Source organism: Mesorhizobium sp. M4B.F.Ca.ET.203.01.1.1 (genome assembly GCF_004791025.1).
Lineage (GTDB): Bacteria > Pseudomonadota > Alphaproteobacteria > Rhizobiales > Rhizobiaceae > Mesorhizobium > Mesorhizobium abyssinicae.
Window position 1 is genome coordinate 1 of record NZ_SRUO01000006.1, and the last position, 20,859, is coordinate 20,859.

General features: G+C 63.9%; 20 protein-coding genes, 1 other RNA gene and 3 pseudogenes. 8 read left to right on the forward strand and 16 right to left on the reverse strand.

The features are described 5' to 3' along the window. Positions 1 to 102 (forward strand): annotated as a pseudogene (locus EN846_RS14980) (IS110 family transposase); the annotation flags it as partial. A 71-nt stretch (positions 103 to 173) separates the two neighbouring features. Here the strand turns inward: EN846_RS14980 and EN846_RS14985 are convergent. Continuing rightward, positions 174 to 818 carry a TetR/AcrR family transcriptional regulator gene (locus EN846_RS14985; RefSeq protein ID WP_127394341.1) on the reverse strand — a complete coding sequence of 215 codons (645 nt, stop codon included), beginning with the start codon at positions 816 to 818 and terminating at the stop codon, positions 174 to 176. A gap of 111 nt (positions 819 to 929) precedes the next feature. Between EN846_RS14985 and EN846_RS14990 the strand changes: the two genes are divergently transcribed. Both EN846_RS14990 and EN846_RS14995 read left to right on the forward strand, forming a co-directional pair. Then, complete coding sequence (locus EN846_RS14990; protein ID WP_128345954.1) at positions 930 to 1,754, forward strand: NAD(P)H-binding protein; 825 nt, start codon at positions 930 to 932, stop codon at positions 1,752 to 1,754. 1 nt (position 1,755) lies between these two features. After that, complete coding sequence (locus EN846_RS14995) at positions 1,756 to 2,232, forward strand: DUF1772 domain-containing protein (protein ID WP_127393444.1); 477 nt, start codon at positions 1,756 to 1,758, stop codon at positions 2,230 to 2,232. A gap of 32 nt (positions 2,233 to 2,264) precedes the next feature. Here the strand turns inward: EN846_RS14995 and EN846_RS15000 are convergent, their stop codons facing one another. From EN846_RS15000 to ssrS, 6 genes are all read right to left on the reverse strand, one after another. Then, positions 2,265 to 2,576, reverse strand: a complete 312-nt coding sequence (locus tag EN846_RS15000) for a SelT/SelW/SelH family protein (protein WP_281015742.1) — start codon at positions 2,574 to 2,576, stop codon at positions 2,265 to 2,267. 30 nt (positions 2,577 to 2,606) lie between these two features. Continuing rightward, positions 2,607 to 3,356: a YebC/PmpR family DNA-binding transcriptional regulator gene (locus tag EN846_RS15005; protein ID WP_127282976.1), complete on the reverse strand. Its 750-nt coding sequence runs from the start codon at positions 3,354 to 3,356 to the stop codon at positions 2,607 to 2,609. Positions 3,357 to 3,596: 240 nt separating this feature from the next. Next, complete coding sequence (locus tag EN846_RS15010; RefSeq protein ID WP_127282975.1) at positions 3,597 to 4,364, reverse strand: TerC family protein; 768 nt, start codon at positions 4,362 to 4,364, stop codon at positions 3,597 to 3,599. 71 nt (positions 4,365 to 4,435) lie between these two features. Beyond that, a complete protein-coding gene (locus tag EN846_RS15015) occupies positions 4,436 to 5,260 on the reverse strand; it encodes a YmdB family metallophosphoesterase (protein ID WP_127393446.1) in 825 nt (274 codons plus the stop codon). Between the two features lie 77 nt (positions 5,261 to 5,337). After that, a complete protein-coding gene (locus EN846_RS15020) occupies positions 5,338 to 5,925 on the reverse strand; it encodes a 5-formyltetrahydrofolate cyclo-ligase (protein ID WP_127282973.1) in 588 nt (195 codons plus the stop codon). 94 nt (positions 5,926 to 6,019) lie between these two features. Continuing rightward, positions 6,020 to 6,175: non-coding RNA, 6S RNA (gene ssrS / locus EN846_RS15025), on the reverse strand. Positions 6,176 to 6,338: 163 nt separating this feature from the next. On the opposite strand from ssrS, the pseudogene EN846_RS15030 reads away from it, so the two are divergent. From EN846_RS15030 to msrB, 4 genes and pseudogenes are all read left to right on the forward strand, one after another. Then, positions 6,339 to 7,179: pseudogene (locus EN846_RS15030) on the forward strand (MoxR family ATPase). A gap of 93 nt (positions 7,180 to 7,272) precedes the next feature. Then, on the forward strand, positions 7,273 to 7,719 hold the full coding sequence (locus EN846_RS15035; protein WP_128272223.1) for a GNAT family N-acetyltransferase: 447 nt from the start codon (positions 7,273 to 7,275) through the stop codon (positions 7,717 to 7,719). Positions 7,720 to 7,727: 8 nt separating this feature from the next. Beyond that, on the forward strand, positions 7,728 to 8,918 hold the full coding sequence (locus EN846_RS15040; protein ID WP_127391015.1) for a VWA domain-containing protein: 1,191 nt from the start codon (positions 7,728 to 7,730) through the stop codon (positions 8,916 to 8,918). A 352-nt stretch (positions 8,919 to 9,270) separates the two neighbouring features. After that, complete coding sequence (gene msrB, locus EN846_RS15050) at positions 9,271 to 9,675, forward strand: peptide-methionine (R)-S-oxide reductase MsrB (protein WP_127391014.1); 405 nt, start codon at positions 9,271 to 9,273, stop codon at positions 9,673 to 9,675. 157 nt (positions 9,676 to 9,832) lie between these two features. On the opposite strand, the gene EN846_RS15055 is transcribed toward msrB, so the two are convergent. After that, positions 9,833 to 10,177 carry a hypothetical protein gene (locus EN846_RS15055; protein ID WP_245493219.1) on the reverse strand — a complete coding sequence of 115 codons (345 nt, stop codon included), beginning with the start codon at positions 10,175 to 10,177 and terminating at the stop codon, positions 9,833 to 9,835. 185 nt (positions 10,178 to 10,362) lie between these two features. On the opposite strand from EN846_RS15055, the gene EN846_RS15060 reads away from it, so the two are divergent. After that, positions 10,363 to 10,872: an arsenate reductase ArsC gene (locus tag EN846_RS15060; RefSeq protein ID WP_127391013.1), complete on the forward strand. Its 510-nt coding sequence runs from the start codon at positions 10,363 to 10,365 to the stop codon at positions 10,870 to 10,872. Between the two features lie 37 nt (positions 10,873 to 10,909). Here EN846_RS15060 and EN846_RS15065 read toward each other — a convergent pair whose 3' ends face one another. From EN846_RS15065 to livM, 8 genes and pseudogenes are all read right to left on the reverse strand, one after another. Beyond that, a complete protein-coding gene (locus EN846_RS15065; RefSeq protein ID WP_127391012.1) occupies positions 10,910 to 11,356 on the reverse strand; it encodes a hypothetical protein in 447 nt (148 codons plus the stop codon). 314 nt (positions 11,357 to 11,670) lie between these two features. Beyond that, complete coding sequence (locus tag EN846_RS15070) at positions 11,671 to 11,931, reverse strand: DUF2312 domain-containing protein (protein ID WP_127282966.1); 261 nt, start codon at positions 11,929 to 11,931, stop codon at positions 11,671 to 11,673. Between the two features lie 273 nt (positions 11,932 to 12,204). After that, complete coding sequence (gene pyc / locus EN846_RS15075) at positions 12,205 to 15,663, reverse strand: pyruvate carboxylase (protein ID WP_127282965.1); 3,459 nt, start codon at positions 15,661 to 15,663, stop codon at positions 12,205 to 12,207. 188 nt (positions 15,664 to 15,851) lie between these two features. Further along, positions 15,852 to 16,970 (reverse strand): branched-chain amino acid ABC transporter substrate-binding protein, encoded by a 1,119-nt coding sequence (locus EN846_RS15080; RefSeq protein ID WP_127282964.1) that lies wholly within the window; start codon positions 16,968 to 16,970, stop codon positions 15,852 to 15,854. Positions 16,971 to 17,107: 137 nt separating this feature from the next. Beyond that, a complete protein-coding gene (locus tag EN846_RS15085; RefSeq protein WP_127282963.1) occupies positions 17,108 to 17,455 on the reverse strand; it encodes a DUF6867 family protein in 348 nt (115 codons plus the stop codon). 112 nt (positions 17,456 to 17,567) lie between these two features. Beyond that, the gene (locus EN846_RS15090; protein ID WP_127282962.1) at positions 17,568 to 18,296 is read right to left on the reverse strand and encodes an ABC transporter ATP-binding protein; all 729 of its coding nucleotides are present in this window, start codon (positions 18,294 to 18,296) and stop codon (positions 17,568 to 17,570) included. Between the two features lie 50 nt (positions 18,297 to 18,346). Beyond that, positions 18,347 to 19,435, reverse strand: a pseudogene (locus EN846_RS15095) (ABC transporter ATP-binding protein); the annotation flags it as partial. Further along, entirely contained in the window at positions 19,435 to 20,859 is a 1,425-nt protein-coding gene (gene livM, locus EN846_RS15100) for a high-affinity branched-chain amino acid ABC transporter permease LivM (protein ID WP_127309970.1), read from the reverse strand. The pseudogene EN846_RS15095 and the gene livM, both read right to left, overlap by 1 nt.

Here is a 20,859-nt window from a genome sequence, read left to right on the forward strand (position 1 = left end):
GTCGGCAAGCCGAAGATCGTCGCCGTCGTGGCCGTCATGCGAAAGCTGCTGACCATTCTCAACGCCATCATCCGCGACCAAAAACCATGGCAAACAGCTTGACAGCCAAGACAGTCGCTCTCCCCGTATAGTGACGGGGAGAGGGGCGCTCTCGCCGGCGGTTTCGCAAACTCTCACGCGTCCACCAGCTCCCTCAGCGCCATGCGCTTGTAGGCCGCGACCAGCCTGTCGCCCTCCTGCCGGTCGACGGAGATCGCCAGCCGCATGGCCGCCTCGCCCATCTGCCAGACCAGGAAGGCTGTGGTTTCCAGTGCCACCGGATCGGCGTCGGGCCGCAGTCGCTTCAGCACCGCGACCAGGAATTCGGCATTGGCCCGGCTGTCGGCGAGCTCGAGCTCGCGCAACGCCTTGTCGGCCTGGGTGCCCGACCAGATGTCGCGCATCACCGGCTCGGCCAGGAACAGCCGGTAGTAAATATCGACCAGTTCCGAGAATGCCCGCCGCAAGCCCTCGGCGTCTGCGACATCCTTGAGCGCCGCGGCGATACAGGCCTGGCTTTCGGCCGTGTAGCGCTCGGCCAGCGCCCAGACGATCGCCCGCTTGTCGGGGAAGAACTGGTAGAGCGAGCCGATCGACACGCCTGCCCGCTCTGCCACCTCGCCCATGCGCATGGCGTCGCTGCCTTGCGCGGCGATCAGCGCCGAGGCGGCGGCGAGCATGCGTTCGACCCGTTCGCGGCTGCGCTGCTGGGTCGGGGAGCGGCGTGGCGAGGCCACTGATCCGTCCTGCTGATGCGGCGCGGCACTTCTGCCTTCCATGGAGCCCTCCGGAAAGATTCTGCGACGACTGGCTTGACTCACAAAATACGAGGGTTTATCACGTTTTGCAAATGTGAGGATTACTCATATTTATGAACCGAGGAGATCGAGATGACTACAAAACCTATTTTGATCCTGGGCGGCACCGGCAAGACCGGCCGGCGCCTGGCCGAACGGCTGACCGCCAGGAACATTCCCGTGCGCATCGGCTCCCGCGCTGGCACGCCACCCTTCGACTGGCTGGACAAGGAAACATGGGGCCGTGCGCTCGAAGGCGTCGGCGCCGTCTACATCAGCTACTATCCAGACATCGCCGTGCCGGGCGCCGCCGAAACCGTCGAGGCGTTTGCCCGGCTTGCCGTCGAACGCGGCGTCAAGCGCCTGGTGCTGCTCTCCGGTCGCGGCGAGCCTGAAGCCCAGCGCGCCGAGGAGATGTTGAAGGCCTCGGGCGCCGACTGGACCATCCTGCGTTGCCCCTGGTTCTCGCAGAATTTCAGCGAGGGCTTCCTGATCGAGTCTATCCTCGAAGGCGAGGTCGCCTTACCGGTCGGCAATGTCGGTGAACCTTTCGTCGATGTCGACGACATCGCCGACGTCGCCGCAACCGTCCTGACGGAGCCAGGTCATATCGGCCAGCTTTACGAGCTCACCGGCCCGCGCCTGCTGAGCTTCGCCGACGCCGTCGCCGAGATCGGCAAGGCCGCCGGCCGTGACATCCGCTACCGGCAGATCTCACATGCCGAATTCACCGAGGCGGTGGCGGCGCACAACCTGCCGCCGGAATTCGCCTGGCTGCTCGACGAGCTCTTCACGAAGGTGCTCGACGGCCGCAACGAGACGCTGGCCGACGGCGTGCAGCGCGCGCTCGGCCGCCAGCCGAAGGACTTTTCCGCTTACGCAACCGAAACCGCCGCCAGCGGCGTCTGGAGCAACTGAGATGATGAAACTGCTTCCCACACTCACCTTCATCGCCGCGATCGGCTCCGGCGTCGTCGGCGGCGTCTTCTTCGCCTTTTCCAATTTCGTCATGGCGGCGCTCGCCCGGCTTCCTGTCCCAAGCGGCATCGCTGCAATGAATTCGATCAACGTCACGGTGATCACGCCGACCTTCATGACGGCGCTGTTCGGCACCGGCCTCATTTGTCTCGTGCTCATTGCCGCCGTTCTCTTTGGCTGGAGCCAGTCGGGCTCGTACTGGCTTGTGGTCGGCGCCGTGATCTACCTGATCGGCAACCCGATCGTGACCATGGTCTTCAACGTGCCGCTCAACGACGCGCTCGCCGCCGTCGACCCGGCAAGTGCCAACGGCGCCGCCGTGTGGGCGAACCATCTGAATGCATGGGTGATGTGGAACCACGTCCGCACCGTCACCGCCATCGTGTCGATGGCCTGCTTTATCATGGCGCTGATTTGAAAGGCGTCTGGCTCAACGCAAAAGACCCGGCTTCAAGCCGGGTCTTTCGTTTTGTGGCCCTTGCGATCCGAGTGGCCGAGATCCCGCTCCGGATCGATGACGTCGCGGACCAGCTGCTTGAGCTTCGCGGCGTCGGGAAACCCGCCGTCGCGCTTGCGCTCCCAGACAAGCGTGTCGTTGCAGGAAATGCTGAAGATGCCGCCGGTGCCGGGCACCAGCGTCACTTCGCCGAGATCGGTGCCGAAGGTCGAGAGCAGCTCCTGCGCCATCCAGCCGGCTCTGAGCAGCCACTGGCACTGCGTGCAATAGGTGATGCGGACGGTGGGCAGCGGTTTGTCGCTCATTTCGGATTGAGCTTCGCTCATATTTCGGACTTAGGCCGCGCTGAGCTTGGCCATGGTCTCGTCGTCGACCTCGAAATTGGCGTAGACGCTCTGCACGTCGTCGTCGTCCTCGAGCGTGGCGACCAGCTTCATCAGCGACTGCGCGCGTTCCTCGTCGACCGGAACGTTGTTCTGCGGCTGCCAGATCGGCTTCACCGATTCCGCCTCGCCGAGCGAGGCTTCCAGCGCCTTCGACACGTCGCCGAGATTCTCGAAGGCGCAGTAGATGGTGTGGCCTTCCTCGTCCGATTCGACGTCGTCCGCGCCGGCTTCGATCGCCGCTTCCATGACCTTGTCGGCGTCGCCGGCCGATGCCGGATAGTAGATCTCGCCGGCCCGGTTCCACATGAACGACACCGAGCCGGTTTCGCCCAGCGCCCCGCCGGCCTTGGTGAAGGCGGCGCGCACGTTCGAAGCCGAACGGTTGCGGTTGTCGGTGAGCGCCTCGACGATCAGCGCCACGCCGCCCGGGCCGTAGCCTTCATAGCGCACGGCCTCGTAGTTTTCGCCGTCGCCGGCCGAAGCCTTGTTGATGGCGCGCTGGATGTTGTCCTTCGGCATCGACACGGCCTTGGCGTTCTGCACGGCAAGGCGCAGCCGCGGATTCATCGCCGGGTCCGGCGTGCCGGTCTTGGCGGCGACGGTGATTTCGCGCGCCAGCTTGGAAAACATTTTCGACCGCACCGCGTCCTGGCGGCCCTTGCGGTGCATGATGTTCTTGAACTGTGAATGGCCAGCCATGGCACCCCTGTCGTGTTCGGCTAGAGCATCCTGAAGCCAGGTGAAGACACCTCGCTCTTCTCAAAATGCTCGAATTCAAAATTTCAGAGCGTCCCTGATACGCCTGTAGGGCATATGGCGCTCGCTGTCGGAATGGCCGGCTTATAGATAAATCGGCTCAATTCGTCCAGCCGCGCGTGACATCGGATGCGCAAGGCATCTGCCGCAGGCCTCGGAGTTGACGACGAAACCTGCTTCGCTTCAATGCCCTTCGCCGGACCTTGCCTTCTTGCGCCGCCGCGCCAGCATGTTGAGGCCCTCGACCAGCGCCGAAAAACCCATCGCCGCGTAGATGTAGCCCTTCGGCACGTGGTAGCCCATGCCGTCGGCGATCAGCGTCATGCCGATCATCAAAAGGAAGCCCAGCGCCAGCATGACGATGCTGGGGTTCTTGGCGATGAAGTCGGCAAGCGGCCCGGCCGCCAGCATCATCACGCTCACCGCCACGATGACGGCGATGTACATGATGGCGATCTCGTCGGTCATGCCGACGGCGGTGATGATCGAATCGATCGAGAAGACGAGGTCGAGCAACAGGATCTGGAAGATCGCGCCGGCGAGCGAGATCTGCAGCGTCTCGCCGAGCATCGTGTCCTTGTGATCCTCGGGATCGACCGTGTGGTGGATTTCCTTGGTCGCCTTCCAGACCAGGAACAGGCCGCCGGCGATCAGGATCAGGTCGCGCCAGGAGAAGCCGTGGCCGAGCGCGGTGAACACCGGCGTCGTCAGTTGGACGATGATCGAGATGGTGGCGAGCAGCACCAGCCGCATGATCAGCGCCGCCGAAATGCCGAGCCGGCGCGCGCGCGCCCTTTGCGCCTCGGGCAATTTGTTGGTCAGGATCGAGATGAAGATCAGATTGTCGATGCCGAGCACGACCTCCAGCACCACCAGCGTCAGCAGCGCCACCCAGGCGGTCGGGTCGGAGACGAAGGCAAAGTGTGGCGCCAGGAATTCGATGAGCTGCATGGAGGTCGTCCCCTCTACGATCTGAAGCAGATGTCGCCGCCAGTTAGGTACTGACGCCGCTCATATCAATGTCACGACCAGAAGGACGGTGCGGTTTCCTCGAGCCGCGGCCCGCGACGAAACGGCGCGATCTTCTCGGCCAGCCCGGTGCGGTCGGAGATGTCGACGCCGATGCCGCACAGCGTCGCCGGCCCGCTCGCCGCCTCGAAGCGGCCTTTCGGCACTTTCGACAGGAAGCGGTTGAGCGGCTCCTCCTTGTCCATGCCGAGCGAGGAATCGTAGTCGCCGCACATGCCCGCATCCGACAGGTAGGCGGTGCCGCCGTTGAGGATCTGGTGGTCGGCGGTCGGCTGGTGGGTATGGGTGCCGACGACCAGGCTGGCGCGGCCGTCGACGAAATGCGCGAAGCACATCTTTTCCGACGTTGCCTCGGCGTGGAAATCGATGACGACGGCATCAGCCTGCTCGCCGAGCGGGCAGGCGGCGAGCTCGCGCTCGCCGGCCTGGAATGGATCGTCGAGCTCGGGATGCATGAAGACCCGCCCCATGATGTTGGCGACCAGCACGCGCGCGCCGTTCCGGGCGATGTAGACGCCGGAGCCGCGCCCGGGCGTGCCCTTGGGGAAATTGGACGGACGCAGGAAGCGCTCCTCGCGCGGCGCGAAGACCAGCGCGTCGCGCTGGTCCCAGACGTGATTGCCGGTGGTGACGACGTCGGCGCCGGCGGCGAGCGTCTCGCGAAAAATCTCCTCGGTGATGCCGAAGCCGCCGGCGGCGTTCTCGCCGTTGACGATGACGAAGTCGAGCTTGAAGTCGGAGATCAGGCCCGGCAGTTGCTCCCACACCGCCGTGCGTCCAGTTTTTCCGACCATGTCGCCGAGGAAAAGAAGTCTCATATGATCCCGTGCCGAAAGTCCGCCAAGCAAAAGCTGCATGACTTTCCGCAAAAGATCATGCGTTCTCAAACGCTTTTCTACAATTCCGGCGTGAACCGGCGCAACCCGCTCTCTGTCAGTATTTCCGGAATGATGACGTCGTGGTTCTCATCGGGGACCTGTGCCACCTCCTGGCAGTCGAAGGCGATGCCGATCAGCCTCGGCGTCAGCCCCTTGTCGGCCAGCTTGCCGATGGCACGGTCGTAGTAGCCGGCGCCGTAGCCGATGCGATGGCCGCGCGCGTCGAAGGCGGCGAGCGGCACCAGCATGACGGACGGATCGAGCACCGCCGCCTCCTCATGCGGTCCGACCGTGCCGAAGCCCATCTCGACCATCGGCGCCCCGCGCACCAGCTCGCGAAAGACGATCGTGCTCTTGTCGAGGATGGCCGGCAGGCAGAGCCTGGCGCCCTTTTCGCGGAGCGCGAACATCAGCGGCCGCACGTCGACCTCGGAGCGCATCGGCCAGAAGCCGGAGATGATCTGCCCCGGCTCGACGGCGATCTGGTCGCGCGCCGTCTCGGCCATCTCGAGCGCGATCTCCACGCGCCAGAATTCGTCGAGCGCATCGCGGCGCGCCAGCGCTTCCTTGCGCAGATGTTTTTTCAGGTCTTTGGAAGAGGTCATGCGCGGACGCTAGAAAAGGTCAGATCTGGAGGGAGCTTTAGGAGCGACGTTTTCTGACACATCATCCACGGGGAGTGGATCCTTTGCCGTCAGGTGACGATCCACACAACCGGTGGAGAGGTCGATCCCGGGTGCCTACAAAGTAGGTGGGCGCCGTGTGAGAAAACCCACGGGTCTTCCCAGGGACAGCTCCCTAAGGATCGATAAGGCCCCGGGGATAAGTTTCACCTGCCGGGAAGCGCAGACCGCCGAGACCAATATAGGCCGATGGCTGCCCGAGCGCCAGAGAAACGGCTGGCCGCACCGACGTTATTCGCCGCTTCCGGGACCGCCGAATGAAGCGTCCCCCTGCCCCGCTCTTGCGCCGCCGAGTTCGCCTCCTTACGGTCGCCGCAAAACGGCCAGGAGAAAAAATGCGTTTCGAAGGCACCGCGGCCTATGTTGCCGACAAGGATCTGATGGTTGCGGTCAACGCGGCGATCGCGCTCGAGCGGCCCTTGCTGGTCAAGGGCGAGCCCGGCACCGGCAAGACCGAGCTTGCCCGCCAGGTGGCGTCAGCGCTCGGGCTGGATTTCATCGAATGGAACGTCAAGTCGACCACCAAGGCGCAGCAGGGCCTCTACGAGTATGACGCCGTTTCGCGGCTGCGCGACAGCCAGCTCGGCGACGACCGCTTCAGCGACATCAGGAACTACATCAAGCGCGGCAAGCTCTGGGATGCTTTCGCTGCGCCGAAGAAGGTGGTGCTTCTGATCGACGAGATCGACAAGGCCGACATCGAGTTTCCCAACGACCTGCTGCAGGAACTCGACCGCATGGAATTCTTCGTCTACGAGACCGGCGAGACGATCCACGCGGCGCTGAGGCCGATCGTCATCATCACCTCGAACAACGAGAAGGAACTCCCGGACGCCTTCCTGCGCCGCTGCTTCTTCCACTAATATCCGCTTCCCCGACATCGAGACGCTGCACCGCATCGTCGACGTCCACTATCCGGGCATCAAGCAGAACCTGGTGCGGGCGGCGCTCACGCAGTTCTACGAGATCCGCGACGTGCCGGGCCTGAAGAAGAAGCCGTCGACCTCCGAGGCGCTCGACTGGATCCGCCTGCTGGTCGCCGACGACATCGCGCTGGAAGACCTGCGCGCCGACCCCAAGAACATGCTGCCGAAGCTGCACGGCGCGCTGCTGAAGAACGAACAGGACGTGCATCTTTTCGAGCGCCTGGCCTTCATGGCGAGACGGCAGGGCTAGGCCGCCAGCAACAGCGCTTTCCCCGGCTGTGGACCTTTGCCGTCAACCGGCCTCCGAGGCAGCGTCTTATCGGAAAAGTTCGGAGGAAACGAAATGACCCAGATCACCATCCGCCCGCTCGCGCAGTCAGACCATGCCGACTGGCGGCGCCTGTGGACGGCCTACCTCACCTTCTATGAGACCAAGCTGCCGGACGAGGTCTACGACCTGACCTGGAAGCGGCTGTTCACGGAAGGCGAGTTCGAGCCGAAGGGTTTTATCGCCACGCTCGACGGCAAGGCCGTCGGCCTCACCCACTATCTCTACCACCGCTCCTGCTGGTCGCTGGTCAACAACTGCTACCTGCAGGACCTGTTCGCTGACCCGGGCGTGCGCGGCAAGGGCGTGGGCGCCGCGTTGATCAAGGCGGTGCAGGACGAGGCCGGCAAGATCGGGGTGAAGAACGTCTACTGGATGACGCACGAGACCAACGCCACGGCGCGCCGGCTCTACGACCATGTCGCGCGCCGCACGGGCTTCATCGAATACGATCTGCTATAGATGGCCGCATGTTCATCCCCTTCTTCCTCGAATTGAAAGCCGCGCGGGTTCCCGTTTCGCTCAGGGAATATCTGTCGCTGCTGGAGGGGCTGGAAGCCGGGCTGGTCGACTATGATGTCGAGGGTTTTTATTACCTCGCCCGCGCGGCCCTGGTGAAGGACGAGCGCCATATCGACCGCTTCGACCAGGTGTTCGCGCATGTCTTCAAGGGCGTCGAGGCGCTTGGCGGGCCGGACGCCGTCGAAGTCGCCAACATCCCCGAGGAATGGCTGCGCCGGCTCGCCGAGAAGCACCTGACCGAGGAGGAGAAAAAGCTGGTCGGGGCTCTGGGGGGCTTCGAGAAGCTGATGGAGACCCTGAAGCAGCGGCTGGAGGAGCAGAAGGGCAGCCACCAGGGCGGCTCGAAATGGATCGGCACCGGCGGCACTTCGCCCTTCGGCGCCTACGGCTACAACCCCGAAGGGGTGCGCATCGGCCAGCACGAAAGCCGCCACCGCCGCGCGGTAAAAGTCTGGGACAAGCGCGAATTCAGGAATTTCGACGACGGCGTCGAGCTCGGCACGCGCAACATCAAGGTGGCGCTGAAGCGGCTGCGCCGCTGGGTACGCGAAGGCGCCGAGGAGGAGTTCGATCTGCCCGGCACCATTCACGCCACCGCCGAGCACGGCTATCTCGACGTCAAGACGCGGCCGGAGCGGCGCAACGCGGTCGAGCTTTTGATGTTCTTCGATGTCGGCGGTTCGATGGACGATCATATCAGAGGCGTCGAGGAGCTGTTCTCCGCCGCTCGCGCCGAATTCCGACAGCTCGAATATTTCTACTTCCACAATTGCCTCTACGAGCGCGTCTGGAAGGACAATCGCCGCCGCTTGGCCGAAACGATTCCGACCTTCGACCTCATCCACAAATACGGCCCTGACTACAAGGTGATCGTCGTCGGCGATGCCTCGATGAGCCCGTACGAGCTGGCGCATCCCGGCGGCTCGGTGGAGCACTGGAACCCTGAGGCCGGCAACGTCTGGCTCGGCCGCCTGCTGCAGCAATGGCCGAATGCGATATGGCTGAATCCGGAGAGCCAGAAGAACTGGGGCTACACCCATTCTATCGGGATGATCCGCGACACCTTCGGCGGCCGCATGTTTCCGCTGACGCTTGCCGGGCTGGAAGCCGCGACGAAGCAGCTTTCAAGGAAGCATTGAGCGTGGCGGTAATTCGCGGAAGTCGGCGCCGCCCCTCATCCGCCTGCCGGCACCTTCTCCCCGTATAGTGACGGGGCGAAGGGGGCCGGCCGCAAGCTCAACACTTCTTCCTGCGACGTTGGCGATTGGCGAAACCATCAATGAGAGCGCCCCTCTCCCCGTCACGATACGGGGAGAGGATGCCGGCAGGCAGGTGAGGGGCGGCGCCGACGACAATAAGGAGAGGCCAATTCGAAGCCAGCGGCGATTGCCTTGTCAGTCCCTGCGCTGGTCAGTGGTGTAACAAACACCTATCTTGGTGCGAATATGAGGCGCCAACCAACAACGAGCCGCCAAGGCCGAGGAGATTTTCATGGACACCCACGCCTATCCCGTCACCCGTACCGATGCCGAATGGCGCGCCCGGCTGACGCCCGAGCAATATGCCGTGATGCGCAATCATGGCACCGAGCGGCCCGGCAGTTGCGCCCTGCTTTACGAGAAGCGCGCCGGCACGTTTTCCTGCGTCGGCTGCGACCAGCCGCTGTTCGAATCCAAGCTGAAATTCGAGAGCGGCACCGGCTGGCCTAGCTTCAACGACCCGGTGCCGGGCTCCGTCGAGACCACGGTCGACCGCAGCTACGGCATGGTGCGGACCGAATGCCACTGCGCCCGCTGCGGCAGCCATCTCGGCCATGTCTTCGAGGACGGCCCGCCGCCGACCGGCCTGCGCTACTGCATCAACGGCGTGGCGCTGAAATTCGAGCCGGCCGCCTAGAGCAATTCCAGGAAAAGTGCGCAGCGGTTTTCCGTCCGGAATTGCGTAAAAATAAATAGTTAGGGCGGGTCAGCGATCTCATGAAACGCTGAACCGCACTAACGGCCGTCGCAACCTCATTGTCTGCAAAGGGCGGCTCCGGCCGCCCTTTTTCGTTTCAAGCCACGACTGTCGCGATCAGCCACAGCGCCGAGCCCAGCATCATCAGCGAGGCCTTGCCACCGCCTGACTTTTCCGCGGTTCGCCAGACGGCGAAGGTCAGGAAGAGATTGTAGGGCACCGGCGCGAAATGCACGCTCAGGACCAGCCAGAGCGGCAGCTTCAGCCCGAGCAGGATCAGCGCCAGCACCGACGATGCGATGTTGATGGCCGTGCCGACAAAGGCCATGTCGCGCCAGAACAGCCGCTCGAGCGGCGCCCGGCCCCGCCAGCGCGAGCGGAAGAAGCCGGCCAGGCCAACGAGCTTGCTGGACACCATGCCGGCCGGATGCGAATCGTCCATCGGTTGGGGCCCCGCTTGCGATCATGCCGCTTCGAAAATGCCGGAGCCTGCCGTCAAAGCAAGCCCCCGCGACACGTGACGCGAATATGACACGGAAATCTGGCATCAATGCTCAAGCGGGCCGGAAACCTGTGTTCCGCATTGCCAGCCAGTCATTTTGCAGCGCCAGCATGGAGGAGTTCAAAATGAGCGATCATGTCTACAATGTACTTTTTCTCTGCAATGCGAACTCGGCCCGGTCGATCATGGGGGAGGCCATCCTGAACCGGGTCGGCGCCGGTCGTTTCAAAGCCTATTCTGCCGGCTCGCAGCCGAAAGGAACCGTCAACCCCTATGCGCTGCAGCTGCTGGAAAGCCTGAAATACGACACGTCTTTCGCCCGGTCGAAAAGCTGGGAGGAGTTTTCCGGACCTGACGCGCCGGAGATGAACTTCGTCTTCACCGTCTGCGACAACACGGCGAATGAAAGCTGTCCGATCTGGCCCGGCCATCCGATGACCGCGCTTTGGGCGGTCCCGGACCCCGCCAAGGCATCCGGCACCGAGGCCGAACAGCATCTCGCCTTCGCCGAAGCCTATCGCATGCTGAGCAACCGCATCGCGGTGTTCACCAACCTGCCGATGGGTTCGCTCGACAAACTGGCGCTGCAGCAGCATCTGGACGAAATCGGCCGCGACGGGTCCGGGCCAAACTGAGAAGCAGGCAGGTCGGGAGAGCGAACGACCGTCGGGCCTAAGGCCGGGCTTCCCCCAAAACCATGACGACGGCCTGCTCGAAGCGCGAGCATTCCGTCACCAGCCAGTCGGCCATCGCCGGCCAGTTGTCCTCGGCGTAGCAATTCACCCGCCACATCGAATTGATGCCTAGGCCCTCGCAACTCTGTTCGGATGTGAGTTTCAGCCTGCCCTCGATCGCCGGCTGAAACGGCTTCAGCCGCGACCACGATTCGGTGGCGCCGAACTTTTCATTGCGGCCGAAGAAGACGCCGACATGGTTCTGCGCCGGCGCGACATACATGGAAAGGACCAGTGCGAAATCCGGCAGCCCGCGCTGCCAGAACCAGGGCCCGCGGCGCGCCAGCGAGGCCCTTTCCTCAGGGTGCCGCTCCGCGAACAGGGTCCAGAAGCCGCGCTGGCGGAACTCCGAGGCGCGGCGGCCGCCAAAGTCGAATTCGCTCATGGTCTGATGCTCGCAGCAGCCTGCCCAGAGCAATTCCAGGAAAAGTGTGAAACCGTTTCCGTCCGGAATTGCGTCAATGCAAAGGTATAGAGCCTGTCTTACAGCACAGCAGCCGGCCGGAGCACAACTGATACATCCCGGTCGCCAAGGGCGGCCGGGTCAATCATGTCGTGGTGAATGCAGTCGACGCCGCTCCGCCGGCTATCGCGCGCGGCAATGCCTCCAGGCTAAAGCGAGGAGGCTATGGGGCGAGGCTCCAGATGCCTCGCCCGCGTCAGTCCGAAAGAATTGCGAAAGCGGATCGGACCGCGTTCTCAGACCATGCCGAGGGCGGCTTTGTAGAGGTCGAGAATGGACTCCTCCTCCTGGCGCTCCGCCTGGTCCTTCTTGCGCAGCCGGATGATGCTGCGCATCGCCTTGGTGTCGAAGCCGGTGCCCTTGGCCTCGGCGAACACGTCCTTGATGTCGTCGGAAATCGTCTTCTTCTCTTCCTCGAGCCGCTCGATGCGCTCGATGAAGGCGCGCAGCTGGCCGGCGGCAACAGTCTGGCTGGTCTCGGTGATATCGTCGGCCATTTTTCTCTCCGCATCGTTTGGCTACCGGCGACTCGCGAAGGCCGGCCGGCAAATTGGAGCGGGTTCGATGCCCGAGCAGGCGCGGCGGGTCAAGACATTATCGGTGCGGCATGAACGGTTAGGCACGCCCCAAGGTGCGTTGAGATTCAGGTCAGGCCGAGTCGAGAATGGTGGCTTCCGAGAACCGGCGCGGAGCGTACTTGAAGTACGTGAGCACCGGAAGCGCAGGAAGCCGCCATTCGCAGGCCGGCATCACCTGAATGGCAACACACTTTAGCTGAATGCGATCAGCAGATCCTTGGCATCGATCTGGTCGCCGGCCTTGACCAGCACTTCGGCGACCACCCCGTCGCGCTCGGCATGCAGCGCCGTCTCCATCTTCATCGCCTCGATTGAAAGCAGCACGTCGCCGGCCTTGACCGCCTGGCCGGCGGCAACGGCAAGTGCCGAGACCACGCCCGGCATCGGCGCGCCGACATGCGCCTCGTTCCCGGGCTCCGCCTTGCGCCGCGCCTTGGCGGCTGACGCGCCATGCGCGCGGTCCGGCACCTTGACGCGCCGCGGCTGGCCGTTGAGCTCGAAGAACACGGTGACCATGCCCTTCTCGTCGACGTCGCCGATGGCAAGGCAGCGCACCACCAGCGTCTTGCCCTTCTCGATATCGACGAAGATCTCGTCTTCCGACTTCATGCCGTAGAAATAGGTCGGCGTCGGCAAGACGCTGACCGGCCCATAGGTTTCTTGCGCGGCGGCGAAGTCGGTGAACACCTTCGGGTACATCAGCCAGGAGGCGAATTCATACTCGCTGAGCCTGCGCTCAAGCTTTCCCTCGATGTCCTTGCGGCTGGCCTTGAGGTCGGCCGCTTTAAGCAGCGAGCCTGGCCGCACCGTGATCGGCTTGTCGCCCTTCAGCGCCTTCTTTTGCAGCGCCGGCGGCCAGCCGCCGGGCGACTGGCCGAGATCGCCGCGCAGCATCGAGACCACCGAATCCGGGAAGGCGATGTCGCGCGCCGGGTTTTCGACATCGGCGACGGTGAGGTCCTGGCTCACCATCATCAGCGCCATGTCGCCGACGACCTTGGACGACGGCGTCACCTTGACGATGTCGCCGAACATCAGGTTGACGTCGTGATAGGCCTGCGCCACCTCGTGCCAGCGCGTTTCGAGGCCGAGCGAGCGCGCCTGTTCCTTGAGGTTGGTGAACTGTCCGCCGGGCATTTCGTGCAGGTAGACTTCCGAGGCCGGCCCCTTGAGGTCGCTTTCGAAGGCCGCGTACTGGTTGCGCACCGCTTCCCAGTAGAACGAGATCTTGCGGATCCATTGCGGATCGAGGCCGGGATCGCGCTCGGTGCCCTTCAGCGCCTCGACGATCGAGCCGAGGCAGGGCTGCGAGGTGTTGCCGGAGAAGGAATCCATCGCCGCGTCGACGGCATCGACGCCGGTCTCGACCGCCGCCAGCACGGTGGCCGCCGACAGGCCCGACGTGTCATGGGTGTGGAAATGGATCGGCAGGTCGGTCGCCTCGCGCAAGGCCTTGAACAGCACGCGCGCCGCCGACGGCTTCAAGAGTCCGGCCATGTCCTTGACGGCGATGATGTGGGCGCCGGCGGCCTCGAGTTCCTTCGCCAGCCCGACATAGTATTTGAGGTCGTATTTGGCCCTTGCCGGATCGAGGATGTCGCCGGTGTAGCACATCGCCGCTTCGATCAGCTTGCCCTCGGCGCCGACCGCGTCCATCGCGACGCGCATGTTCTCGACCCAGTTCAGGCAGTCGAAGACGCGGAACAGGTCGACGCCGCCGGCAGCGGCTTGGCGGACGAAATGTTGCACGACATTGTCGGGATAGTTGGTGTAGCCGACGCCGTTGGCGCCGCGCAAAAGCATCTGCAGCAAAAGGTTCGGCGCGGCCTCCCGCACTTTGCCCAGCCGCTCCCAGGGATCCTCGGTGAGGAAGCGCATGGCGACGTCGAAAGTGGCGCCGCCCCAGCATTCCAGCGACAGCAACTGCGGCAGCGCCCGCGCATAGGTGCCGGCGATGCCGGCAATGTCATGCGTGCGCATGCGGGTGGCGAGCAGCGACTGGTGGCCGTCGCGCATCGTCGTGTCGGTGACCAGCACCTGGGTCTGGGCGCGCATCCAGGCGGCGAATTTTTCCGGGCCGAGCGCATCGAGCTGCTGCTTGCTGCCGTCCGGCACCTTGCCGTTGAGATAGGGCACCACGGGCGCCGCCGCATCGGCCTTGGGCATCGGCCGGCCGCGCGTTTCCGGATGGCCGTTGACGCTGACATCGGCAAGGTAGTTGAGCAGCTTGGTGGCGCGGTCCTGCCGCTTCACCTGCTGGAACAGTTCCGGCGTCGTGTCGATGAACTTCGTCGTATAGGAATTGTCGGCGAAGCTCGGGTGATTGATGATCGCCTCGAGGAAGGTGAGGTTGGTTGCCACGCCGCGAATGCGGAACTCGCGCAGCGCGCGGTTCATGCGAGCGATCGTCTCGGCCGGCGTCGGCGCCCACGCCGTCACCTTCTCCAGCAGCGGATCGTAGAAGCGGGTGATGACCGCGCCCGAATAGGCGGTGCCGCCGTCAAGCCGGATGCCGAAGCCGGTGGCGCCGCGATAGGCGGTGATGCGGCCATAGTCCGGGATGAAATTGTGCTCCGGATCCTCGGTGGTGATGCGGCACTGCAGCGCGTGGCCGTTCAGCCTGATGTCCTTCTGCGCCGGCACGCCCGAGTCCGGCGTGCCGATGGCGAAGCCGTCGAGGATGTGGATCTGCGCTTTGACGATATCGATGCCGGTCACCATCTCGGTGACGGTGTGCTCGACCTGGATGCGCGGATTGACTTCGATGAAGTAGAATTTGCCGGTATCGGCGTCCTGCAGGAACTCGACCGTGCCGGCGCCGATATAGCTGGTCTCGTTGGCGATCCTCAGCGCGTACCCGCACAGCTCCTGGCGCAGCGCTTCGCTCAGATAAGGCGCCGGCGCCCGCTCGACGACCTTCTGGTTGCGGCGCTGGATCGAGCAGTCGCGCTCGAACAGATGCACGGCATTGCCATGCGTGTCGCCGAGAACCTGCACCTCGACATGGCGGGCGCGTTCGATCAGCTTCTCGAGATAGACCTCGTCCTTGCCGAAGGCGGCCTTGGCCTCGCGCTTGCCTTCCATCACCTCGCGGGCAAGGTCGGCTTCGGCGCGGATGGCGCGCATGCCGCGGCCGCCGCCACCCCACGAGGCCTTAAGCATCACCGGATAGCCGATTTTCTCGGCAAGCTTCTTCACCGCTTCCATGTCGTCCGGTAGCGGATCGGTGGCAGGCACGACGGGCACGCCGACCTCGATCGCCAGATTGCGCGCCGCGACCTTGTTGCCGAGCCGGCGCATCGTCTCCGGCTTCGGGCCGATGAAGGTGATGCCGGCGGCGGCGCAAGCCTCCGCGAATTCCGGGCTTTCCGAAAGCAGGCCATAGCCCGGGTGGATGGCGTCGGCTCCCGACAGCCTGGCGACGCGGATCACCTCGTCGATCGACAGGTAGCTTTCGATCGGCCCCATGTCCTTGGCAAGATGCGGTCCGCGCCCGACCTGGTAGCTTTCGTCAGCCTTGAAGCGGTGCAGCGAGTACTTGTCCTCCTCGGCCCAGATCGCCACGGTTTTGAGGCCGAGCTCGTTGGCCGCGCGAAAGACGCGGATGGCGATTTCGGATCGGTTGGCGACGAGGATCTTCGTGATGGCCAAGGACAGGGCTCCAAAGGCTGGGAGGATGGGGGCTGGAGCAATGATTAGCGTGAAAATGCTGCAGTGCAAACGGATTCGCGCGACACCTAAACCGATTTAAATAGTTCGTTCGCGCCAACCTTGTTCGAACAAAAGAAAATGCCCGGCGCGTAGCGCCGGGCATTCGCAATTGAGGCCGTTTTGCCGGCTTATTGCTCGAAGTAGGTGTACTTGCCGTCGTCACCCTTCTTCCAGGTGTACAGCACGTAGTCAGGGCGGGTGATGTCGCCCTTGGCGTCATAGCCGATGTCGCCGATGGCGGTCTTCCACGGGCCGCTCTTCTTGATCTCGTCCGCAACCTTCTGCGCGTCGTCAGCGGAACCGACCTTGGCGGCGGCAGCGGCGACGATCTGCAGGGCGGCATAGGAGTAGAGCGTGTAGGCTTCCGGCTCGAAACCGGCGGCGCGGAACTTCTCGACGAGTTCCTTGGCGTTCGGGTTCTTGCGCGGATCCGGAGCGAACGTCATCAGCGTGCCGTTGACGGCGTCGCCGGCGATCGAGGCCAGTTCGTTCGAGACGATGCCATCGCCCGACATGAACTGGGCCTTGAGGCCCTGGTCGGCCAGCTGGCGCATGATCAGGCCGGCTTCGGTGTGCAGGCCGCCATAGTACACGACGGAGACGCCGGCTTCCTTCATCTTGGCGATGAGGGCCGAGAAGTCCTTGTCGCCGACATTGATGCCTTCATAGAGGGCTTCGGTGACGCCATTGCCGTTCAGCGCCTTCTTGGTTTCGTCTGCGAGGCCCTGGCCGTAAGGCGTCTTGTCGTGGATGACGGCGATCTTGGCGTCCTTGAAGTTCTTGGCGAGATAGTCGCCGGCGACCTTGCCCTGCTGGTCGTCGCGTCCGCAGGTGCGGAACGTGTTCCACAGGCCGCGCTCGGTCAGCTGCGGGTTGGTGGCCGAAGGCGTGATCACCAGGATGCCGTTCTCGGCATAGACTTCCGAGGCCGGGATGGTGACGCCCGAGTTGAAGTGACCGACAACATACTTGACGCCGTCGGCGACGAACTTGTTGGCGACCGAGATGCCCTGCTTCGGATCCGACACGTCGTCGCCGATCTCGAGCTTGATCTGCTGGCCGTTGATGCCGCCTGCAGCATTGATGTCGGCGGCGGCCTGCTCGGCGCCCTTCTGCAGCTGCGCGCCAAAGGCGGCGTTCGGGCCGGTGATCGGACCGGCGACGCCGATCAGGATGTCAGCCCACGCGCTGCCGCTGAACGCGACAAGCGCGGTCAGAGCCACGGCGGACAAGAGTGACTTTTTCATATAAACGCTCCCATTTACGGAGTGGGCGTGGATGATACTTTCATGCGATGCCCACCCTTATCGCAGAAAGCATAGTTTGCCGATTTTCAGGCACTTGTCACGCCGTTTCATCCCCGAGACGGCGTTAATCATGAACGTCAGCCTTTCGGCTTCCAGCTCAAAAGCGAGGCTCTTTCGTAGAGCCAATTATACTGTGTCACCATCTGGTTGGTGCGCGTGTATTGATAGCCAAGGAAGCCCAGTATGATCAGCACGATGGTGTCGACGATATAGTAATGCAGCGAGAACATCGTGCCGTCGAACAGCGCATGATGGATGAACCGGATGCCGATGCCGAGCCCGAGCATGTAGAGGAACAGCTGGAAGAAGCTGCGCCATGTCTGCGCGCTGGCCTTGCCGGTCATCCAGGCGGCCCAGCCGCCGAGCAGGCAGGTGACGAACAGGAACTGGAAGATCGAGGGTTCCTCGTAGAGAATGCCCTGCATGATGAAGTCTCCCTAGCACGATCCCGAAAAGGTGCAGACTTTTCGGACAACGATCATGCGACAAACAAACAAGGTGGAGCGGAATACCGGATGCACATATTCCGCTCCAATCTCAGTGGTGGCCGCCTTCGAGATAGGCGGCGCGCACTTCCGGATTGGCGAGCAGTTCCTTGCCGGAACCGCTCATCGTCACATTGCCGTTGACCATGACATAGCCGCGATTGGCGAGCTTCAGCGCGCCGAAGGCGTTCTGCTCGACCAGGAACACGGTCAGCCCTTGCATGCGGTTCAGCTCGCGGATGGCGTCGAAGATCTGCTTGACGATCAGCGGCGCCAGGCCCAGCGACGGCTCGTCGAGCAGGAGCAGCTTCGGCCGCGCCATCAGCGCGCGTCCGATCGACAGCATCTGCTGCTCGCCGCCCGACAGCGTGCCGCCGCGCTGGCCGATGCGCTCTTTGAGCCGCGGGAACAGCGTGAACACCTTCTCGACGTCCTCGTCATAGTATTTGAGGTTGTCGAGGCTGGCGCCCATCTGCAGGTTTTCCATCACCGTCATGCGCGGGAAGATGCGGCGTCCTTCCGGCGACTGGGCGATGCGCATGCGGGCGATTTCGTGCGTCGGCAACTGTGTGATGTCGGTGCCGGCGAATGTGATGGTGCCCGCGCGGGCGCGCGGCGCGCCGAAGATGGTCATCATCAGCGTCGACTTACCGGCGCCGTTGGCGCCGATCAGCGCCACGATCTCGCCCTGGTTGACGGTGACGTCGACGCCATTCAGCGCCCGGATGTTGCCGTAGTAGGTCTGGACGCCCTTGATATCGAGCAGCGTTGTGCCGGCCATTACTTGCGCCCTCCACGCGGCTTGGGTGTCGGGGATCTTCCGGTCGGCTTGGCCGGGGCCGGCGAAGCGGGCTTCGCGGCGGCAACGGGCTTCACAGGTTTGCTCGCAACGGCGGCGCGCGCGCGCGCATCGACCTGAGCTGCCTTCGAGGCGCCCCTCGACACCGTGACCCGCTCGCCCTGGTCCGCATGCTCGACAGAATCGGAAACCGGGCCCGCCATCATCGAAGCCGAGCTTCCTGGCCCGTGCGCGGAATCGGGGCCGGTGTCGAGCTGCTCGATCACGGCCTCGTCGCCGACCTCGGTCAGCACCGTCTCGACCTCCTCGTCGTCGACGCCGAGATAGGCGGCGATGACGCGTGGATCGGTCCTGACCGACTGCGGACTGCCGTCGGAGATCTTGCGGCCGTATTCGAGCACGACGACATGGTCGGAGATCTGCATCACCACCGACATGTCGTGCTCGATGAGCAGGATCGAGGTGCCGGTGTTGTCCTTGATGTCGTTCAGCAGCTCGTTGAGGGCCGCCGATTCCTTCGGATTGAGGCCGGCGGCCGGCTCGTCGAGGCACAGAAGCTCGGGGCCCGTGCACATGGCGCGCGCGATCTCCAGGCGCCGCTGCGCGCCATAGGGCAGGTCGCCCGCCGGATCGTCGGCGCGATCGACCAGGTTGGCCTTCTCCAGCCAGTGCTTGGCAAGCTCGATCGATTCGGCCGAGGCCTGCCGGTAGCTCGAGAAGCCGAACAGGCCGAGGAACGTGTAGCCGGAGGCCTTCATCAGCTTGTTGTGCTGAGCGACCAGAAGGTTCTCGAGCAGCGTCATGCCGGAGAACAGGCGGATGTTCTGGAAGGTGCGCGCCACCTTGGCGCGCGCCGGGATCTCATGGTTGGGCAGGCGCTCGAGCAGATAGCTTGAACCGTCTTTCCGGTTGAGCGTGATCATGCCTTCCGACGGCTTGTAGAAGCCGGTGATGCAGTTGAACACGGTGGTCTTGCCGGCGCCGTTGGGGCCGATCAGCGCGGTGATCTCGCCGCGCCTGGCCTGGAAGGACAGGTCGCCGATGGCGATGAGGCCGCCGAACTTCATGGACAGGTGCTCGACCTGCAGGATGAAGTCGCTCGAGGAAGGGGTCGCGTTCATCAGCCGTGACCCTCCTTGGTGAAGGAGCCTGAGACCGCTCTTCGCTCCTTCAGGAAGGCTGTCGGCTCGCGACTGCCGACGAAGCCGCGCGGCTTCCATAGCATGACGACGACCATCGCCACGCCGAACAAAAGCATGCGGTAGAGTTCCGGCGTGAAGTCGGGACCGAAGCCGGGAATGAGGGTTGTGTCGCCCCATCTCAGGCCGGTCTTGAGGAAGTCCAGCTCGCGCAGGATCTCGGTGCCGCCAATCATCACCGCCGCCGCGACCGCGATGCCTCCCAGCGAGCCCATGCCTCCCAGCACGACGATGGCAAGGATGATCGCCGATTCCAGGAAGACGAAGGACTCCGGACTGACGAAGCCCTGGCGGGCAGCGAAGAACGACCCGGCGAAGCCGCCGAACATGGCGCCGGTGGCGAACGCCGTCAGCTTGGTGGTGGTGGTGTTGATGCCGAGCGAGCGGCAGGCGATCTCGTCCTCGCGCAACGCTTCCCAGGCCCGGCCGACCGGCAGCCGGCGCAGCCTGATGGTGACGAAGGCGGTGAGCAGGCAAAGCAGCAGGATGAGATAGTAGAGGAAGATCTTGTAGTAGGCGCCCGACTGGGCGATGCCCAGCACCTTGGAGATGTAGTTCGGATCCGAGACGTTGAACGATATCAGGCCGAAGAAGGAGACTTTCGGAATGCCGGAAATGCCGGCCGAGCCGTTGGTCACCTCGCGCCAGTTGATCAGCACCAGGCGGATGATCTCGCCGAAGGCAAGCGTCACGATGGCCAGATAGTCGCCGCGCAGCCGCAGCACCGGGAAGCCGAGCATGACGCCCCAGAAGGCGGCCATGCAGCCGGCGGCCGGCAGCAGGATCCAGAACGACAGGCCGAAATGCGTGCCGAGCAGCGCGTAGGCATAGGCGCCGACCGCGTAGAAGGCGACGTAGCCGAGGTCGAGCAGGCCGGCCAGCCCGATGACGATGTTCAGCCCCCAGGCAAGCATCACGTAGATCAGGATCTGGATGCCGAAATTATCGACCCATTTCAGCGAGCCCTGGAAGCCGAAAAGCAGGACCATCGCGATCGGGTACAGGAACAGCACGGCGATGCCGATCTTGTTGAAGTTGCGGCGCACGAAGCTGGGTTCAGCCGCGACGGCGGGCGCCGCAGCCTTCTGCGCCTTGGCGCGCTCCAGCGCCGGCTGCCCGAAGCCGACATAGAGGAAGCGCCCGACGGCGGTGAGGATCACCACCAGGGCAAGCAGGCCCCAGCGCTGCACCAGGATCAGTTCGTTGGAGATGTTCTGGTCGGTCCTGAGACCGATGAACAGCACGAACAGGCCGAGCGAGACGGCGCCGGCATAGAGCGCCTCGCGGAAAGCGCGCTGGATGGGAGTGGCGACGGTATCGCTCTCCGGGGACACGGTAACGGCCAT